Below are 16065 nucleotides of genomic sequence, written 5' to 3' on the forward strand. Positions count from 1 at the left end.
TTCTCTCCTGTCCGCGCACAAAAGGCCGTCGCCCGCCGGCGTCCGAAGACCCGGCCGCGGCAACGACCCTTGCTTAGCATATGATTGGCAACGCAGTCCGGTTAGCTTAAGGAAGCATCGTCGAGCCCATCAGATAGCGGTCGACCTCGCGGGCAGCCTCGCGCCCTTCGTTGATCGCCCAGACGATCAGGCTCTGGCCGCGGCGCATGTCGCCGGCAGCGAATACTTTGTCCACGCTCGTCTTGTACTTGCCGTAGGCGGCCTTCACATTGGTGCGGCGGTCGGTCTCAAGACCAAGCTGCTCCACCAGCGTCTGCTCCGGTCCTTCGAAGCCGACGGCCACGAGGACGAGATCGGCCGGCCACACCTTCTCCGTGCCGGGAATCTCCTCATACACCTTGCGGCCCGTCTCGTCGATGTAGCGGCGGATCTGCACCGTGTGCAGCTCCTTGACGTTGCCTTCTTCGTCGCCGACGAACTTTTTCGTCAGCACGGAAAATGCGCGCGGGTCTTCGCCGTACAGCACCTTCGCTTCTTCATGCGCGTAGTCGAGCGTATAGACGTTCGGATACTCCGGCCAAGGGTTGTTGATCTGGTCGCGCGTGAGCGGCGCCTTGGCATGCGTACCGAATTGAGAGATGCTCGTGCAGCCGTGGCGGAGCGCCGTTGCGACGCAGTCCGTACCCGTGTCGCCGCCGCCGATGACGATGACATGCTTGTCCTTGCCGGAAATATAATTGCCGTCTTCGAGATTCGAGTCCAGATAGCTCTTGATCGTGCCGTTCAGGTAATCCATCGCCGGGTAGATGCCTTTGAGGTTCGCGCCCTCGACCGGACCGAGCCCGCGCGCCTTGGTCGCGCCGCCGCACAGGACGATCGCATCGTACTCCTCGGCCAGCTGCTTGGCAGGGATGTCCTTGCCGATCTCCGTGTTCGTGACGAACTGGATGCCTTCCTCGGCGAGCAGGTCCACGCGGCGCTGCACGATATCCTTCTCCAGCTTCATCGTCGGGATGCCGTATGTGAGCAAGCCGCCGAGGCGGTCTGCGCGCTCGAATACGGTCACGCTGTGGCCGGCCTTGTTAAGCTGCGCGGCCGTCGCGAGTCCGGCCGGGCCGGAGCCGATGACCGCGACGCGCTTGCCGGTGCGCTGCTTCGGCGGCTGGGGCACGACCCAGCCCTCCTCGAAGGCGCGGTCGATGATCGCCTGCTCGATCGTCTTGATCGTGACCGGATCGCCGATCAGGCCGACGGTGCACGAGCCTTCGCACGGTGCAGGGCAGACGCGGCCCGTGAACTCGGGGAAGTTGTTCGTCTTGGCGAGACGCTCGTACGCCTCTCTCCACAGCCCGCGGTAGATCAGGTTGTTCCACTCGGGAATGAGGTTGTTGACCGGACAGCCCGAAGCGCCGCCGGATATCTCCATGCCCGTATGGCAATAAGGCGTGCCGCAATCCATGCAGCGGGCGCCTTGGGTGCGCAGCTGCTCCTCGGAGAACATGCGGTGGAACTCGTTCCAGTCCTTGATCCGCTCGAGGGGATCGCGATCGCTGGGCAGTTCGCGTTGATATTCCATAAATCCCGTAGGCGTCGACATCCCATTTCCTCCATCTGTCGGTAATTCGCGTGCCTGACCGTATCGTGTCGCAATGTCAGGTCACCGTTATATATGATAGACCATCATACCTGACGACTACGGCCATCAGAATGGATTATCCCCTCTAATGTTTGCACTTTCCGGCATTCGGCGCGTGTAGACGCGCATATCGAAGGCGATCGGATTGCGTTCGTCCGCCGCCCGATGCGTCGACGATGCCAGCTCCCACTCGCTCCGGTCGAATGCGGGGAACAGCGCATCGCCCTCCACGGTCTCGGACAGCTCGGACAGCAGCAGCCGGTCCGCATGCGGCAGCAGCTGCGCGTAGACGTCCGCGCCGCCGGCCACCATCAGCTCCCGGTCGCCGTACAGCGCCAGCGCCTCGTCCACGGAGCGCACGATCACGCAGCCCTCCGGCGCCTCCGTCATCGTCCTCGACAAAATGACGTTCGTACGCCCAACCAGCGGCTTCGGCAGCGAACGGAACGTATTGCTCCCCATCAGCACGGGCTTGCCCATCGTCTGGGCCTTGAAGTATGCCATCTCGTCCTTCAGGCGCCAGGGCAGGCCATTGTCCGCCCCGATGACGCCGTTCTTCGCGACGGCGGCGATTAAAGTCACGGACACAAGCCACGCCTCCCGCAGTCGTTCGTTGGTGTAACTATCATAACATAGACGTCTTCCCTGCGACTATCGGCCAAAAATCGACTATTCGAAAAAGCGCAGACGGCGCGACGGTACAAGCTGCGAGGATATGGCGATCAAATCGCGACGGGCGCCTTGATCGCCGGATGATATTCGTACCCCTCGAACGAGAAATCCTCGAACTTGTAATCAAATATCGAATCGGGCTTGCGGCGGATGACGAGCTTCGGGAGCGGCAGCGGCTCGCGCGACAGCTGCAGATTGACCTGCTCAAGATGGTTGGCGTATATATGGACGTCGCCGCCGGACCAGATGAATTCGCCGGCTTCGAGTCCGCACTGCTGCGCCATCATATGGGTGAGCAATGCATAGGAGGCGATATTGAACGGCAATCCGAGGAACGTATCGACGGAGCGCATCGTCAGCATGCAGGAGAGCTTGCCGTCGGCAACGTAAAATTGAAAGACGAAGTGGCACGGCGGCAGCTTCATCCGCTCGATCTCGGCCACATTCCAGGCGCTGACCAGGTGCCGGCGGGACTCGGGGTTGTGCTTGATCGAATCGACGACCTGTGCGATCTGGTCGATCGTGCGCCCGTCGGGGGTCTCCCAGGCGCGCCACTGCGAGCCGTACACGGGACCCAGATCCCCGTTCTCGTCGGCCCATTCGTCCCAGATCGAGACGCCGTTTTCCTTGAGATAACGAATGTTCGTGTCGCCGCTGAGGAACCAGAGCAGCTCGTGCACGACGCTCTTCAGGTGAATCCGCTTCGTCGTGACGAGCGGGAATCCCTCCTGCAGGTCGAACCGCAGCTGGCGTCCGAACACGCTGATCGTGCCGGTGCCCGTGCGGTCTCCGCGACGCGTGCCGCGGTCGAGAATATCCTGTAGCAAATCCAAGTAATTGCGCAAGCCTTCCTCACCTTTTCATCTTAACGTTATAGCGATTGTATCATTTGTCCCGTCCTTCTGTCGACGAATAACGCTGACCGCGGCGCTGCTGGCGCTGCTCGTAGCGTGCCGGCGCGCTCTCGTGAAGCAGCCGCTCCTCCTCCGTCTCCGGATAGACGGCGGGCACGGGCGTCGTCCTGCCGTCCTCGCCGAGCGCGACGAACGTGCTGAACGCCGTCACCGTGATGCGGCGCTCGCCCGTAAACAAATCCTCGGCGCGCACGACGACATAGATCTCCATCGAGCTGCGGTGGGTCCAGGTGACGCACGCCTCGAGCTCGAACGCCTCGCCGACGCGAATCGGCGACAGGAAGTCCAGGCTGTCCTGGGCGACGGTCACGACCGGCTTGTGGCAATGGCGCATGGCCGCGATCGTGGCGATCTTGTCGATATACTGCATCAGCGTCCCGCCGAACATCGTCCCGTGATAGTTCGTGTCGCCGGGGAACAGCATTTCCGTTAATACGGATCGGGAAGCCGAGATCGGCTTGGATGAAGGATTCATAGGCTGGTTTTCCTCTTTTCCCGAACGGACGGAGCCTCCCTGTCCGCACGATTGTAATTCATGCTCGTATTATAACGGATACGGACGGTCAAAAAAATAAGCAGCCGCGAGCGGCTGCCTTATCTGACGAAGATCGATGCGAGCAAGGAGAGAAACGATAACCGCAGCGTCCTGAGCCTGCGGGCGCCGATCAGCGGATCGTCGATATGCCCTCCGTGTCCGTCATGGCCGAGCTCCCGGTACTCGGCGAGCTTCTCCAGCGTGTATTGTACGTCCAGCATACGACATTGCCTCCTTAAATATCTTCTTTTTCTTCCTGTCTCCATTATGCCTCGGTTAAAAGGGGATAAAAAGATCACACTTCCTCGTGCGCACTTCCCCTTTTCTATGCGGCCGGCGCCTGCCAGTTGTCTAAAAGAGGACGGATGGAATATAATGAATTAAATTCATTTCCCCTTTTAAGGGGCAAGAAGGAGTCGGAGCGATGCTGACTGCCGAACGTTATCTGACCTTGTACGACCGCTTCGGCGTCGCCTCGGCAGGTCTGCCCGTCGAGGCGACGCTGGAGGAGCTGGCCGAGACGCTGTTCTGTACGCCCCGCAATGCGAAGCTCGTGCTCAAAAAGCTGGAGGAGGAAGGTCTGATCGCATGGCTGCCTGGACGGGGACGGGGCAACCGCTCGCGGCTCGCCTTCAAGGCCGACAAGGAAGACTACCTCGTGGCGCTTGCGACTTCGAACGCGGAGAACGGCAACTATCGCATAGCGTTCGAGCTGCTCGAGACATACGGCGGCAGCACGGAAGCCCGCACGCGTTTCGTCCAGTGGCTGAACGGCCGATTCGGTTTGCACCAGGAGACCGTCGGCGGCCACGAGGATTGCGATACGCTTCGTTTTCCCGTCTACCGCACCGTCCAGACGCTCGATCCAGGCCAAGTCAACTACGCCTTCGACGCGCATTTGCTGGAGCATATTTTCGACCGGCTCGTCACCTATGACGAGCAGCTCGAGCGGATCGTTCCTTCCGTCGCCCATACTTGGTCCAGCGACGAGAGCGCGACGGTGTGGACGTTTCACCTGCGCAAGGGCGTGCTGTTCCACAACGGCAGGGAGCTGACCGCCGAGGATGTCGCCTTCAGCTTCGAGCGGCTGCGCAGACCCGGCACGGCCAACCGATGGATCGTCCGCAGTCTGGACGCCGTCGAGATCGTCGGGCCGCGCTGCATCCGGTTCTTGCTGCACAAGCCGAACTTTATTTTCGACCGCTTCCTCTGTGCGACCGCAACGTCCATCCTGCCCCGGAATTACGGCGGAATGTCCGAGGAGGACTATTGGCTGCTGCCCTGCGGCTCGGGTCCGTTCTTGCTGCTGTCGCTCTCCGATCACCGGATCGAGCTGTCGGCGCATCGCGCGTACTTCGCCGAGCGTCCGCTTCTCGACGGCGTCGATATCGTCATTCTCCCCGAGGACTGCCGCGAGCTGTCGACGTTCGGATTGCCCTCCATCCTGCAGACGCACGACAGCGACCCGCTGCATCCGCTCAAGTCAGCTCCTTCGCCGGACTGGCAATCGCTGGCGAGATTGTGCAAGGGCTGCACGCTGCTCACCTGGAATACGAACAAAGCGGGCTGGCAGCAGCACGAGACGTTCCGGCGCGCCGTCTTCCTGATGGCGAACCGGGAGCGCATGATAGCCGATCTCGGCGGCGAACGCGCGCTGGCGGCCTATGCGATTCGCCCGGAGGATAGTCTCAAATACATGCCTCGCGCGGTCTCCGACGAGGACATACGCACCATGCTGGAAGGCACGGGCTATGACGGACAGCCGCTGCGCCTGCTCGTGCACGACAAGTACGAGATGGACGGCAGATGGTTCGCGAATCGGATCGGCCAATTCGGTATTCCATGCAAGCTCGTCGTGGCCGGCTGGAAGGAGATCGACTTCCCCGAGCTGATCAACGGCTGCGACTTTACCTTCTCGGGTCTCGTCATTGCCGAGGATGAAATATGCGAGATCGATTTTTACGAGCATGAGGCATGCGTCATGAACTATTATCTCGACAAAGGCATCAAAGCGTGGATCGTCGACCGCATCGACGAAGCGCTGGCGTCGCCCCACGCCCAAGATCGCTGGCGCATCATGCGCGTGATCGAGACCCGGCTGCGCGACGAGTATTACATCTGCTTTCTGCATCACCGCCGGTTGAATACGATCCTCCATCCGTCCGTCAAGGGCGCGGCCTTCGGCTCGAACGGCTGGATCGACTTCAGGCGCATCTGGCTGGAGCACGCCGTTTAGATCGGGCGCGGTCACAGCTTGCAGAACAGCGTCGTTCAACGCAAAAAACGGGATGAAGCAGCATACGGCTGCTCCATCCCGTTTTTAATTTTAGCATCATGTCTTATTTCTTGGGCGCGATCGTGTGGATCGGGTGACCCATCGCCAGCTCGGCCGCATCCATCGTGATCTCGCCCAGCGTCGGGTGAGCGTGGATCGTCAGCGCGATGTCCTCGATCGTAGCGCCCATCTCGATCGCGAGGCCCAGCTCGGCGATCATGTTGGAGGCTTCGACGCCGGCGATCTGCGCGCCGACGACAAGGCCGCTGTCGACCTCGGAGATCAGCTTCAGGAAGCCGTCAGCGCCGCCCAGCGTGACCGCACGGCCATTGCCGCCGAACGGGAACTTGCTGGACTTGACGTTCAGGCCCTTGTCCTTCGCTTCCTTCTCCGTGTAGCCGACGCTCGCGCACTCCGGATCGGAGAATGCGACGGCCGGGATGCACTTGTAGTCGACCTTGGCAGGCAGACCCGCGATCGCTTCGGCCGCGACCTTCGCTTCGTACGAAGCCTTGTGCGCCAGCGCAGCGCCGGGCACGATGTCGCCGATCGCGAAGATATGCTTGATGTTCGTGCGGCATTGCTCGTCGACCTCGATCAGACCGCGATCGGTCGTCTTGATGCCGATCAGGTCAAGACCGAGCTCGCCGTCGGTGTTCGGACGGCGTCCGACCGTGACGAGCAGATAGTCTGCGGTAACGGTCTTCTGTTCGCCGCCGACTTCGTACGTCACGGTGACGTCCTTGTCGGTCTGCTCCGCGCCCTTGGCGAGTGCGCCATTGACGATCTCGACCTTGTTCTTCTTGAGCTTCTTGACGACGAGGTTGCTCATGTCCTTATCGAAGCCAGGCATGATCGTGTCCGCGCCCTCGAGGATCGTGATCTCGGTGCCGAACTTGGCGTACATCTGGCCGAGCTCGATGCCGATGTAGCCGCCGCCGATGATGATCATGCTCTTCGGCACTTCAGGCAGCGACAGCGCTTCGGTCGACGACAGGATGCGGCCGCCGAACGGGAACGGCTTCAGCTCGATCGGGCGCGAGCCCGTCGCGATGATGCAGTTCTTGAAGCGGTAGCGCGGCGCTTCCTGATCGTTGAACAGGCGCGCCTCGTTCTCGTTGATGAACATCACTTCACCCTGGAACATTTGCACCTTGTTCGCCTTGAGCAGCATCTCGACGCCGCTCGTCATCTTGTTGACGACGGAGCCTTTGTACTCCTGCACTTTGCCGAAGTCGACCTTGACGTTGTCGGCGGACAGGCCGTACTCGTCGGCATGCAGCATCGATTCGTAGTGATGAGCCGAGTTAATCAGCGCCTTGGACGGGATGCAGCCGACGTTAAGGCACACGCCGCCGAACTTGCCCTTGTCCGCGATGATGACCTTCTGGCCGAGCTGGGCTGCGCGGATGGCCGCGACGTATCCGCCGGGGCCCGCGCCGATTACTAATGTGTCGATGTCCAGAGAAGCGTCTCCTACTACCATCGATTACACCTCCATGACGAGCAGCTCAGGATCGCTAAGCAGCTGTTTGATATAGTTGACAAAATTTTGCGCGGTAGCGCCGTCGACGATGCGGTGGTCGAAGCTCAGGCTCAGCGCCATGACCGAAGCGGGCACGATCTCGCCGTTCTTGATGATCGGCTTCTGATCGATGCGGCCGACGCCGAGAATCGCGACTTCGGGGAAGTTGATGACCGGCGTGAAGAACAGACCGCCGGCAGAACCGATGTTCGTGATCGAGATCGTGCTGCCCCTCAGTTCGCCAGCGCCCAGCTTGCCGTCGCGGCCGCGGGTCGCCAGATCCTTGATCTCCTTGGCGATATTCCAGATGTTCTTGCGGTCGGCGTCGAATACGACCGGCACGAGCAGGCCGTTGTCCGTGTCGGTGGCGATGCCGATGTTGTAGAACTTCTTGAAGACGATCTCGTTCGCAGCTTCGTCGATCATCGCGTTCATGACCGGGAACTCGCGCACGGCGGCGACGAGCGCCTTGACGATGAACGGCAGGTACGTCAGCTTGACGCCCTTCTTCTCGGCGAACGCCTTGGAGCGGTTGCGCAGCGCGACGAGCGCGGTCACGTCGACTTCGTCCATCAGCGTCACATGCGGCGCCGTGTAGACGGACTTGACCATCGCGTTGGCGATCGCCTTGCGGATGCCCTTGAACGGCACGCGCTCTTCGACGCCCGGACCGGATTGCGCAGCGCGCGCAGCCGGTGCGGCGGACGATGCCGCTGCGGCAGGCGCCGCCTCGGATGCGGCTTCGGCCTTCGCGGGCGCTCCGCCTTCGGCGTAGCCGATGACGTCCTCGCGGGTGATGCGGCCGTGCTTGCCGGTGCCGGATACGTCGGCGATCGCTACGCCCTTCTCGCGGGCGAACTTGCGCACGCTAGGCGTCGCCAGCACGAGCGCCGCATCCTTCGCGGCGGGCTTCGCTTCGGCGGCTTCGGCGGATGCGGCAGGCGCAGCGCCTTCGGACCCATTGTCCTTGGCCGGCTGCTGCGCAGGCTGACCTTGCAGGTCCGCTCCGCCCTTGGCCGAATCCGCTTCGCCGCTCTGGCCGGACGGCTCGGCGCCGTGGCCGCTATGCGCCTGCTCAGGCAGCTCGCCCTCGGCGTCGATGACGGCGACGACTTCGCCGACGCGCATCGTCTGACCGTCCTTGGCGAACACTTCGAGCACCTTGCCGTTAACCGGGCAAGGTACCTCCATGATGGCCTTGTCGTTCTGAACTTCCATCAGAATGTCTTCGTCTGTGACAGCCTGTCCGGCTGCGATGTGCAGCTTGACGATCTCGCCTTCGTGCAGACCTTCGCCGAGCTCCGGGAACCGGTATTCAAATCTTGCCATGCGCTATCCCTCCTTCACATTAGAACTGAAGCGTTTGATTGACGGCCTTCACGATACGCGCCGGCGTAGGCAGCCAGGCGTCCTCGATAAGCGCGAACGGGTATACCGTATCCGGGCCGGCGACGCGCAGCACCGGCGCCTCCAGGTGCAGAATCGCCTTTTCGTTGATCTGCGCGATGATCTCCGCGGCGGCGCCGGAAGACTTTTGCGCCTCCTGCACGACGATCGCGCGGTTCGTCTTCTTGATCGATTCGACGATCGTATCGATGTCGAGCGGCACGAGCGTACGCAGGTCGATGACTTCGGCGGACACGCCGCTCTTCGCCAGCTCGTCGGCAGCCTTGACTGCGGTGTGCACCATCAGGCCGTAGGCGATGATCGTAATATCCTTACCCTCGCGGACCACGTTCGCCTTGCCGAGCGGTACCGTGTACTCACCCTCCGGCACTTCGTCCTTGAAGGCGCGGTACAGATTAAGATGCTCCATAAAGAAGACCGGGTCGTTGTCCCGGATCGCCGAGATCATCAGTCCCTTGGCATCGGCCGGGTTCGAAGGCACGACGACCTTGATGCCCGGCGTCTGGATCGCCAGGCCTTCGAGCGAATCGGTGTGCAGCTCGGCCGCCTTGACGCCGCCGCCGAACGGCGTGCGGAAGACGATCGGCGCGTTGTAGCGGCCGCCCGAGCGGTAGCGCAGGCGTGCGGCCTGCACGAACATCTGGTCGAGCGCCTCATAAATAAAGCCGATAAATTGAATCTCGGCGATCGGGCGGAAGCCCTGGGTGGCGAGACCGACGGCCAGACCGCCGATTGCGGATTCGGCCAGCGGCGTATCGAATACGCGCTGCTCGCCGAACTCGGCTTGAAGACCCTCCGTCGCGCGGAAGACGCCGCCGACCTTGCCGACGTCTTCGCCGAAGAGCAGAACGCCGGGGTCGCGCTTCAGCTCGACGCGCAGCGCGTCTTTAATCGCTTCAATCATGTTCATTTGCGCCATTGGTTGTGAACTCTCCCATCTATAGGATGACGACTGCACGAAGCAGGCGTACCGTTAATATTGAGCGGACCGGCCTCAAGCCTCCGCCATCGTCCGAACGCGCGGGCAGCTCGTGCGGTTATCGGCCGCCGGGTCCACTGCGCGCGGGAACCGGACGGCATCGCCCGGCGCCGGACGCCGAATCGATGCCGCCTTCGGTTAAAAGTCGGCTTTTTGCTCTTCGAGGTGCGGAGGCGTCGTCTCGAACATCGAGTCGATCAGGCCGGCGACCGTCATTTTTTCCGTTTGCTCGGCCTTCTTGATGTGCTCGTTCACGGCAGCCTTCGCTTCTTCCTTGACGCGGGCCGTGTCCTCTTCCGACCACAGGCCCTTCGATTCAAGGTACTTGCCGAAGCGTACGAGCGGATCGCGCAGCGCCCACTCCTGCTCTTCTTCCTTGGTGCGGTACTTGGTCGCGTCATCGGACATCGAGTGCGGTCGGAAACGGTACGTGACCGCTTCGATCAGCGTCGCGCCGCCGCCCTCGCGGGCGATCTCGGCAGCTTCCTGCACGGCGGAGATGACGGCCAGCACGTCCATGCCGTCGATCTTCACGCCGCGGATGCCGGCAGCGAGCGCCTTGTGGGCGATCGACTGGGCGGCCGTCTGCTTGGCGAACGGGGTCGTGATGGCGTAGCCGTTGTTCTGTACGAAGTAAATGACCGGCAGCTTGAACGAGCCGGCAAAGTTCATGCCCTCGTAGAAGTCGCCCTCGGAGGAGCCGCCGTCGCCGGTGTACGTGATCGCGACGCGCTTCTCGTTCTTGAGCTTGAAGCCCATGGCGACGCCCGTCGCGTGCAGGATCTGCGCGCCGATGATGATCTGCGGCATCAGCACGTTCACGCCTTCGGGAATCTGGCCGCCGTGCTGGTGGCCGCGCGAATACAGGAACGCCTGGTACAGCGGCAGGCCGTGCCATACGAGCTGCGGCATATCGCGGTAGCCCGGGCAGACGAAGTCTTCCTTCGTCAGCGCGTATTCGCTGCCGACCATCGTGCCCTCCTGACCGGATACGGGCGCGTAGAAGCCGAGACGGCCCTGACGGCCGAGATTGACGGCCCGATCGTCCCAAGTGCGGGTAAATACCATGCGGTACATAATTTCCTTCAATTGCTCGTCGGTCAGGTTCGGCATCGCCTCTGCATTGACCACTTCGCCTTCAGGGGACAATACTTGAAGCGGCGTTACGTCTTCCGAATGCACAATATGCGCTGCTTGCTGCCCCGGCTTGGCCGGCGCGTCCAAAGAACCTTTGCTCATTGTTACATCTCCTCGTCATGAATTGTGGAAGAGGGGTTTCTGTTATAGAATTATTATATCGCTGCCCTAGTGGTTTGGTCAAAGAAAAAAGGCATATTTATTGAATTCTCATCAAATGAAAGCGCAAAATGTTTCTAGTACAGTTTCTTAATTGTTGTATAACACATTAATACAAATCTCTGGATGAGGCCCTGAAAATGGCAGGCGCCGCAGCGGACATTCCTATGTTTTTCCCTTGTCGCGGCGCCGCCATACGTTTGTCCGGGTCTTGTGAAAGGAAGATAACGAAATGTCAGAGTCCCCCGTGCGCAGAACTGTCGTCAAACATATCATCCCCAGTAATTACCTGGAACAGGGCGAGCGATCCGTCCGCTTCTATTTACCCCCGGGGTATCAGGAATGGCTCAGCTATCCGGTCGTTTATTGTCAGGACGGCGAAGATTTTTTCAATTTCGGCAGAATCGCCACGATCTCCCACAGACTTATTCTCGAGGAAAGCTGGGAGCCGTTCATCATCGCGGCCGTCGACGTCGACAAATCGGTGCGCACCGAGGAATATTTGGCGGGCAGCGAGCGGCATGAGGCCTATCTGAATTTTTGGTTCGAAGAGCTCGTCCCGTTCGTGGAAAAAAACTTCGCCGCCCGCCCTTCCCCCGATGCGCGTCTGCTCGCAGGCGATTCGCTCGGCGCGACGGTGTCGATGTCCATCGCCCTGCGCCGTCCCGACTTGTTCAATCGGCTGCTCTCGCTGTCCGGCGCCTACTACGGCGCTTCGATCGCCCAGATGAAGGCGGCCGGCGAGGGCGAGCTGGCCGGACTGGGCGTATGGATGACGGTTGGCTTGCAGGAGACCGCCTATGAGACCGACCGCGGCATCCACAACTTCGTCGAGCTGAACCGGGCGGCGAAGCGGATTCTCGAGAGCAAGGGCGCGTACGTCGACTACCGGGAAAAAGACGGCGAGCACAAATGGGGCTTCTGGCAAACGGAGCTGCCCGAAGCGCTCGGCGCATTCCTCGGACCGCAGGCGCATATGTAAAAAAGCTGAGTTCGCGCCGATGATGACGCGAACTCAGCTTTTTTTAATTGACGGCACTTGCGCGCGCTCTCCATTCTTTTCGTGCAGCTACCGTGCCGCCGCTGTCACTTTGCCCGTCTCCAGCAGATGAGCCAGCAGCCGATCGCTCGCTTCGCTGATCAGCGCGTATGTCTCCTCGAAGTCGCCCGTATAATATGGGTCCGGCACATCGGTCAGACGTGCGTCCGGTACGAACGACAGGAAGCGAACGACCTCCGCCCGCGTCTTGGCCCCCAGTGCCTCGCGAATCGCCTTCACATTGCTCTCGTCCATCGCGACGAGCAGGTCGAAGCGCTCTCCGTCCTCCGGACGCACGCCCCGCGCGAGCATGCCTTCATAGGAGATGCCCTGGGCATCGAGAATGCGGCGGGTCCCTTCGTGCGGCGGCTTGCCGAGATGCCAATCTCCCGTGCCGGCCGAGTCGATCTCGATCGCGCCGGACAAGCCCGCGCGCGCCACCCGCTCCCGGAATACCGCCTCCGCCATCGGCGAGCGGCAGATGTTGCCCAGACATACGAACAATACGCGATACATGCTCATAACCCCTTCCCTTCATCGACAGCCGGGCCCGCTTGTCCGCCGTAAGCCAGCAGCTTTCTGCGCGGCAGCCTCCATTTATAATGAACCGACAGCATGCGCAGCGTCACGGTCGCCGCGAACAGCGCGAGCAGCGTCCAGGTCATCTGGAGCTCTCCGACCCCGACGGCCATGCCCGCCAGCAGCGCCCACACCGCATAGATCTCGTCGCGCAGCACGAGCGGCTTGCGTCCCGCCATAATATCGCGGATCATGCCGCCCCCGATGCCCGTCATCATCGCTGCCACCATGACAGCGCTGACCGGCAGCTTCGCCTCTACGGCGTACAGCGCACCCTGAATGGCGAATGCGGCGAGTCCGATCGCGTCAAAAAAAGCTTCGCTTCTTTTCCAATGATAAATCCATGAGACCGGCAGCACGAATACGATAATGATAGAGATGACCGCCGTCTTCAGCAGGAGCCCCTGGCTCCAGAGTGTCGTCACGGGCACGCCGATGAGCAGATTGCGCACGATCCCGCCGCCGAACGCAGTCACGAGACCGAGCACGAATACGCCCAGCATGTCGTAGTGCTCCTCCATGGCGACGATCGCGCCGCTCACGGCGAACGCTATCGTGCCGATAATGCTGAACCATTCAAACACGTCCAAAGTCAAGACGATAACCCCCGGCCGATTCTAATCCGGCGGCGCCGCGCATGCATCCCGCGAACCGCCCTATCTATTGTATCGGGTGACGGGCGAATGCTGCAACGGAGAATTTGCGCCAATAGTGCGCACTTGGAACCGGGAAGCGGGTCGCATCTGACCGCGATTGCCCTTATACTGAATTTATTCGCGGTTTTCGCCGCATTTACTGAATGGCAGGAGGAAAAGTGTTGCCTAATCCGTCTTCTTCCGAACGCGCGCTCATCTTCACCGGCGGCAGTCTCGGCCCCTGGAGCCTCGCGCTCGCGCAGCCCGACGACTATCTCATCGGCGCAGACCGGGGCGCCCTCTATCTCGTCGAGCATGGGATCGCGCCCGATCTCGCCCTCGGCGACTTCGACTCGGTCGACGGCGAGGCGCTCGCGCGCATCCGCGCCGCAGCCGCCGAGACGGCCGAGTACGATCCGGTGGACAAAGATTGGTCCGACACCGAGCTTGCGCTTCGCGAAGCGCTGGCGCGCGGCTACCGGGACATCGTCATCGCGGGCGGCCTCGGCACCCGGTTCGACCATAGTCTGGCCAACGTCCAACTGCTCGTCGTCGCGGCGGAGGCCGGAGCGAAGGCCATCCTCGTGGACGCGCACAACGAGATTCGCCTCCTGACCGAAGGCGGCCGCCTTGAAGCCGATGCCCGCTACCCTTTTGTATCGCTGCTGCCCCTGACCGCCGAAGCGACAGGCGTCACGCTGACCGGGTTCGCCTACCCGCTCTCGGACGCCACGCTGCGTCAAGGCATGTCGCTCGGCGTCAGCAATGTGCTGACAGCCGACGAAGGCTTCATCGCGCTTCGCGGCGGCTCGCTGCTCGTCATTCGAAGCCGGGATTAAAGCAGAAACGTCAGGGCGCATGCCGGCCCTGACGTTTCTTCGTATGACGGCAAAAACCGCGCCATGTCGCTTCAGCCCTGTCTGATAGCGGCGGCGGACACGCGCAGCTCCATGCCCTCATAGGCGTAGCTCGCCCAGGCCGGCAGGCCGTAATCCCGTCTGACATCGATATCGTGCGACAGATGCGTAAAGACGACGGACCCGGCGCCGACCTCCGCTGCGAGCAGCAATCCCTCCTTGACATCGTACAGCGACCGCGTCTCCATCGGGTACGGCTCCTCATAGAAGCTCGTACCGAGAATCAGCAGCGACAATCCGCGCAGCGGCGCCTTCTGCGCTTCCGTCAGGTCGATAGAATCGGGACAGTAAGCCCACGCCCCGCCGTCCGGGTGATCGAACCGGTAGGCGTACGAATAGCCGTTTTTCCCGTGGTTGACCTTCCAGGTCGTGATCGTCCACCCGCCGTAGGACAGCCTCCCGCTCACGTCAATCGGCCGATGCAGGAGCCGACCGCCGATCCACGGATATCGGGTGCGGACGTCGGCGAGCACCTCCGCAGGCGCATGCAGCTCTGCCGTCGTCTCCAGCCAGCGGCAGGCATCCGCCCACTCCGCCAGCCCGCCGATGTGATCGATGTGCGCATGCGTCAGCAGCGCCCGCTCCACCCGCCTGACGCCGAGGCGCTCCATCTGATGGCGCCAGTCCGGTCCGCAGTCGACGAGCAGCGGCGACTCGTCCGCCGCGTTCAGCCAGATCGCCGAGCGCCGCCGCACGTTGCGGCCGCCGGTGCGCGCCTCCGCGCAGACGGCGCATTCGCAGTACACGCGCGGCGTGCCGAGCGAATCGCCGTTGCCCAATATTGTAATGAACATATCGTCATGCAAGCTCGACAAAACGAGTTTCCTTCTCTCTTGAAGGCGGGATGAACAACTGCTCCCGTCCCGTTATTCTAGTCGGTGATGAACCTTCCGCCCGGCGGTGCCTGGCGCTCAGATAGGCAGCAGGCGCACGCGCTCCTGCCGTTGGAGCCCGGCGACCATCGTCTCCCAAGCCTCCGGCTTGTTCGGCAGCGCCGCATAATACCAGCGCAGGAATCCCGCGGCCAGCGATGCCGGCAGCTCGGACAGCTCGTCGTCCGTAGGCCTGAAGCACAGATCAAGACCGGTCACCGCCTTGCCCTCGTGATCCCAGGACGGATGCACATAAGCAAGCTCGAGCCGCTTGAAGCCCAGATGCGACAGCACCTCGCGGCGGACGGCGGGATGCATCGGTCCGACCGGACCGGCGGTCTCACCTTCGTCCAGCTGCGCCGGGTCGTAAATCTCGGCGAACATGCCCAGCATCGGCACGCCGCTCTCCGCTTCGAGCCGCTTCAGATGCGCCTCGCGCTGCACGAGCAGGAAGCGGCCGATGCCGAGACCCGCGCGCCCCACAATCGTGAAGTCGGTCATCGCCACGGCGAACTCCGGCCGGTAGCGGTATTCCGTCGCGCCGACGACCTCGCCGTCCAGCACCGCGACGTACACCTGGATCGTCGGGTCCAGCAGCGGCTCCCGCCACAGCTCGAACGCCAGCACCTCCTCCGGCGGGAATACACGTCCCATCAGTTCATGCATTTTGGCAAAGTAAGCATCGTCGATCGATTCAATCTTGCGATATTCCAAAGCCATGACCATTCCTCCTGTTCCCGGCGCATGAAAAAAAGAAGACGGGGCGGCATACGCCCGGTCTTCC

General features: G+C 61.9%; 16 protein-coding genes. 3 read left to right on the forward strand and 13 right to left on the reverse strand.

What is annotated here, in order from left to right:
• Positions 1 to 106: 106 nt before the first annotated feature.
• The 5 genes from VQ071_RS08765 to VQ071_RS08785 all read right to left on the reverse strand — a co-directional run bounded on the left by VQ071_RS08765 (position 107) and on the right by VQ071_RS08785 (position 3978).
• The gene (locus tag VQ071_RS08765) at positions 107 to 1597 is read right to left on the reverse strand and encodes a glutamate synthase subunit beta (RefSeq protein ID WP_340513577.1); all 1491 of its coding nucleotides are present in this window, start codon (positions 1595 to 1597) and stop codon (positions 107 to 109) included.
• A gap of 105 nt (positions 1598 to 1702) precedes the next feature.
• Entirely contained in the window at positions 1703 to 2224 is a 522-nt protein-coding gene (locus tag VQ071_RS08770; protein WP_340513578.1) for a dihydrofolate reductase, read from the reverse strand.
• Positions 2225 to 2358: 134 nt separating this feature from the next.
• Positions 2359 to 3153 (reverse strand): thymidylate synthase, encoded by a 795-nt coding sequence (gene thyA, locus VQ071_RS08775; RefSeq protein WP_340513579.1) that lies wholly within the window; start codon positions 3151 to 3153, stop codon positions 2359 to 2361.
• A 40-nt stretch (positions 3154 to 3193) separates the two neighbouring features.
• Positions 3194 to 3697, reverse strand: a complete 504-nt coding sequence (locus VQ071_RS08780) for an acyl-CoA thioesterase (protein WP_340513580.1) — start codon at positions 3695 to 3697, stop codon at positions 3194 to 3196.
• Positions 3698 to 3816: 119 nt separating this feature from the next.
• Positions 3817 to 3978 carry a hypothetical protein gene (locus VQ071_RS08785; protein WP_340513581.1) on the reverse strand — a complete coding sequence of 54 codons (162 nt, stop codon included), beginning with the start codon at positions 3976 to 3978 and terminating at the stop codon, positions 3817 to 3819.
• A gap of 203 nt (positions 3979 to 4181) precedes the next feature.
• Here VQ071_RS08785 and VQ071_RS08790 point away from each other — a divergent pair, with 203 nt between their 5' ends.
• On the forward strand, positions 4182 to 5993 hold the full coding sequence (locus VQ071_RS08790) for an ABC transporter substrate-binding protein (RefSeq protein ID WP_340513582.1): 1812 nt from the start codon (positions 4182 to 4184) through the stop codon (positions 5991 to 5993).
• 103 nt (positions 5994 to 6096) lie between these two features.
• Here the strand turns inward: VQ071_RS08790 and lpdA are convergent, their stop codons facing one another.
• From lpdA to pdhA, 4 genes are all read right to left on the reverse strand, one after another.
• Positions 6097 to 7518, reverse strand: coding sequence for a dihydrolipoyl dehydrogenase (lpdA, locus tag VQ071_RS08795; RefSeq protein ID WP_340513583.1), 1422 nt, complete (start codon positions 7516 to 7518; stop codon positions 6097 to 6099).
• 3 nt (positions 7519 to 7521) lie between these two features.
• Entirely contained in the window at positions 7522 to 8886 is a 1365-nt protein-coding gene (locus tag VQ071_RS08800) for a dihydrolipoamide acetyltransferase family protein (RefSeq protein ID WP_340513584.1), read from the reverse strand.
• 19 nt (positions 8887 to 8905) lie between these two features.
• Complete coding sequence (locus VQ071_RS08805; protein ID WP_340513586.1) at positions 8906 to 9883, reverse strand: alpha-ketoacid dehydrogenase subunit beta; 978 nt, start codon at positions 9881 to 9883, stop codon at positions 8906 to 8908.
• 198 nt (positions 9884 to 10081) lie between these two features.
• Positions 10082 to 11182: a pyruvate dehydrogenase (acetyl-transferring) E1 component subunit alpha gene (gene pdhA, locus VQ071_RS08810; RefSeq protein WP_340513587.1), complete on the reverse strand. Its 1101-nt coding sequence runs from the start codon at positions 11180 to 11182 to the stop codon at positions 10082 to 10084.
• A gap of 289 nt (positions 11183 to 11471) precedes the next feature.
• Here pdhA and VQ071_RS08815 point away from each other — a divergent pair, with 289 nt between their 5' ends.
• Positions 11472 to 12221 carry an alpha/beta hydrolase gene (locus VQ071_RS08815; RefSeq protein ID WP_340513588.1) on the forward strand — a complete coding sequence of 250 codons (750 nt, stop codon included), beginning with the start codon at positions 11472 to 11474 and terminating at the stop codon, positions 12219 to 12221.
• An 87-nt stretch (positions 12222 to 12308) separates the two neighbouring features.
• Here the strand turns inward: VQ071_RS08815 and VQ071_RS08820 are convergent, their stop codons facing one another.
• Together VQ071_RS08820 and VQ071_RS08825 are read right to left on the reverse strand one after the other, a co-directional pair.
• Positions 12309 to 12794 (reverse strand): low molecular weight protein-tyrosine-phosphatase, encoded by a 486-nt coding sequence (locus tag VQ071_RS08820; RefSeq protein WP_340513589.1) that lies wholly within the window; start codon positions 12792 to 12794, stop codon positions 12309 to 12311.
• Positions 12795 to 12796: 2 nt separating this feature from the next.
• Positions 12797 to 13447, reverse strand: coding sequence for a trimeric intracellular cation channel family protein (locus VQ071_RS08825; protein WP_340513967.1), 651 nt, complete (start codon positions 13445 to 13447; stop codon positions 12797 to 12799).
• A gap of 227 nt (positions 13448 to 13674) precedes the next feature.
• On the opposite strand from VQ071_RS08825, the gene VQ071_RS08830 reads away from it, so the two are divergent.
• Complete coding sequence (locus VQ071_RS08830; protein ID WP_445293273.1) at positions 13675 to 14331, forward strand: thiamine diphosphokinase; 657 nt, start codon at positions 13675 to 13677, stop codon at positions 14329 to 14331.
• A 71-nt stretch (positions 14332 to 14402) separates the two neighbouring features.
• Here VQ071_RS08830 and VQ071_RS08835 read toward each other — a convergent pair whose 3' ends face one another.
• Both VQ071_RS08835 and VQ071_RS08840 read right to left on the reverse strand, forming a co-directional pair.
• Positions 14403 to 15224, reverse strand: coding sequence for an MBL fold metallo-hydrolase (locus VQ071_RS08835; protein ID WP_340513591.1), 822 nt, complete (start codon positions 15222 to 15224; stop codon positions 14403 to 14405).
• Positions 15225 to 15320: 96 nt separating this feature from the next.
• Positions 15321 to 15995: a GNAT family N-acetyltransferase gene (locus tag VQ071_RS08840; RefSeq protein ID WP_340513968.1), complete on the reverse strand. Its 675-nt coding sequence runs from the start codon at positions 15993 to 15995 to the stop codon at positions 15321 to 15323.
• Positions 15996 to 16065: the final 70 nt, after the last annotated feature.

This window comes from Cohnella sp. 56 (assembly GCF_037963805.1).
Taxonomy (GTDB): domain Bacteria; phylum Bacillota; class Bacilli; order Paenibacillales; family Paenibacillaceae; genus Cohnella.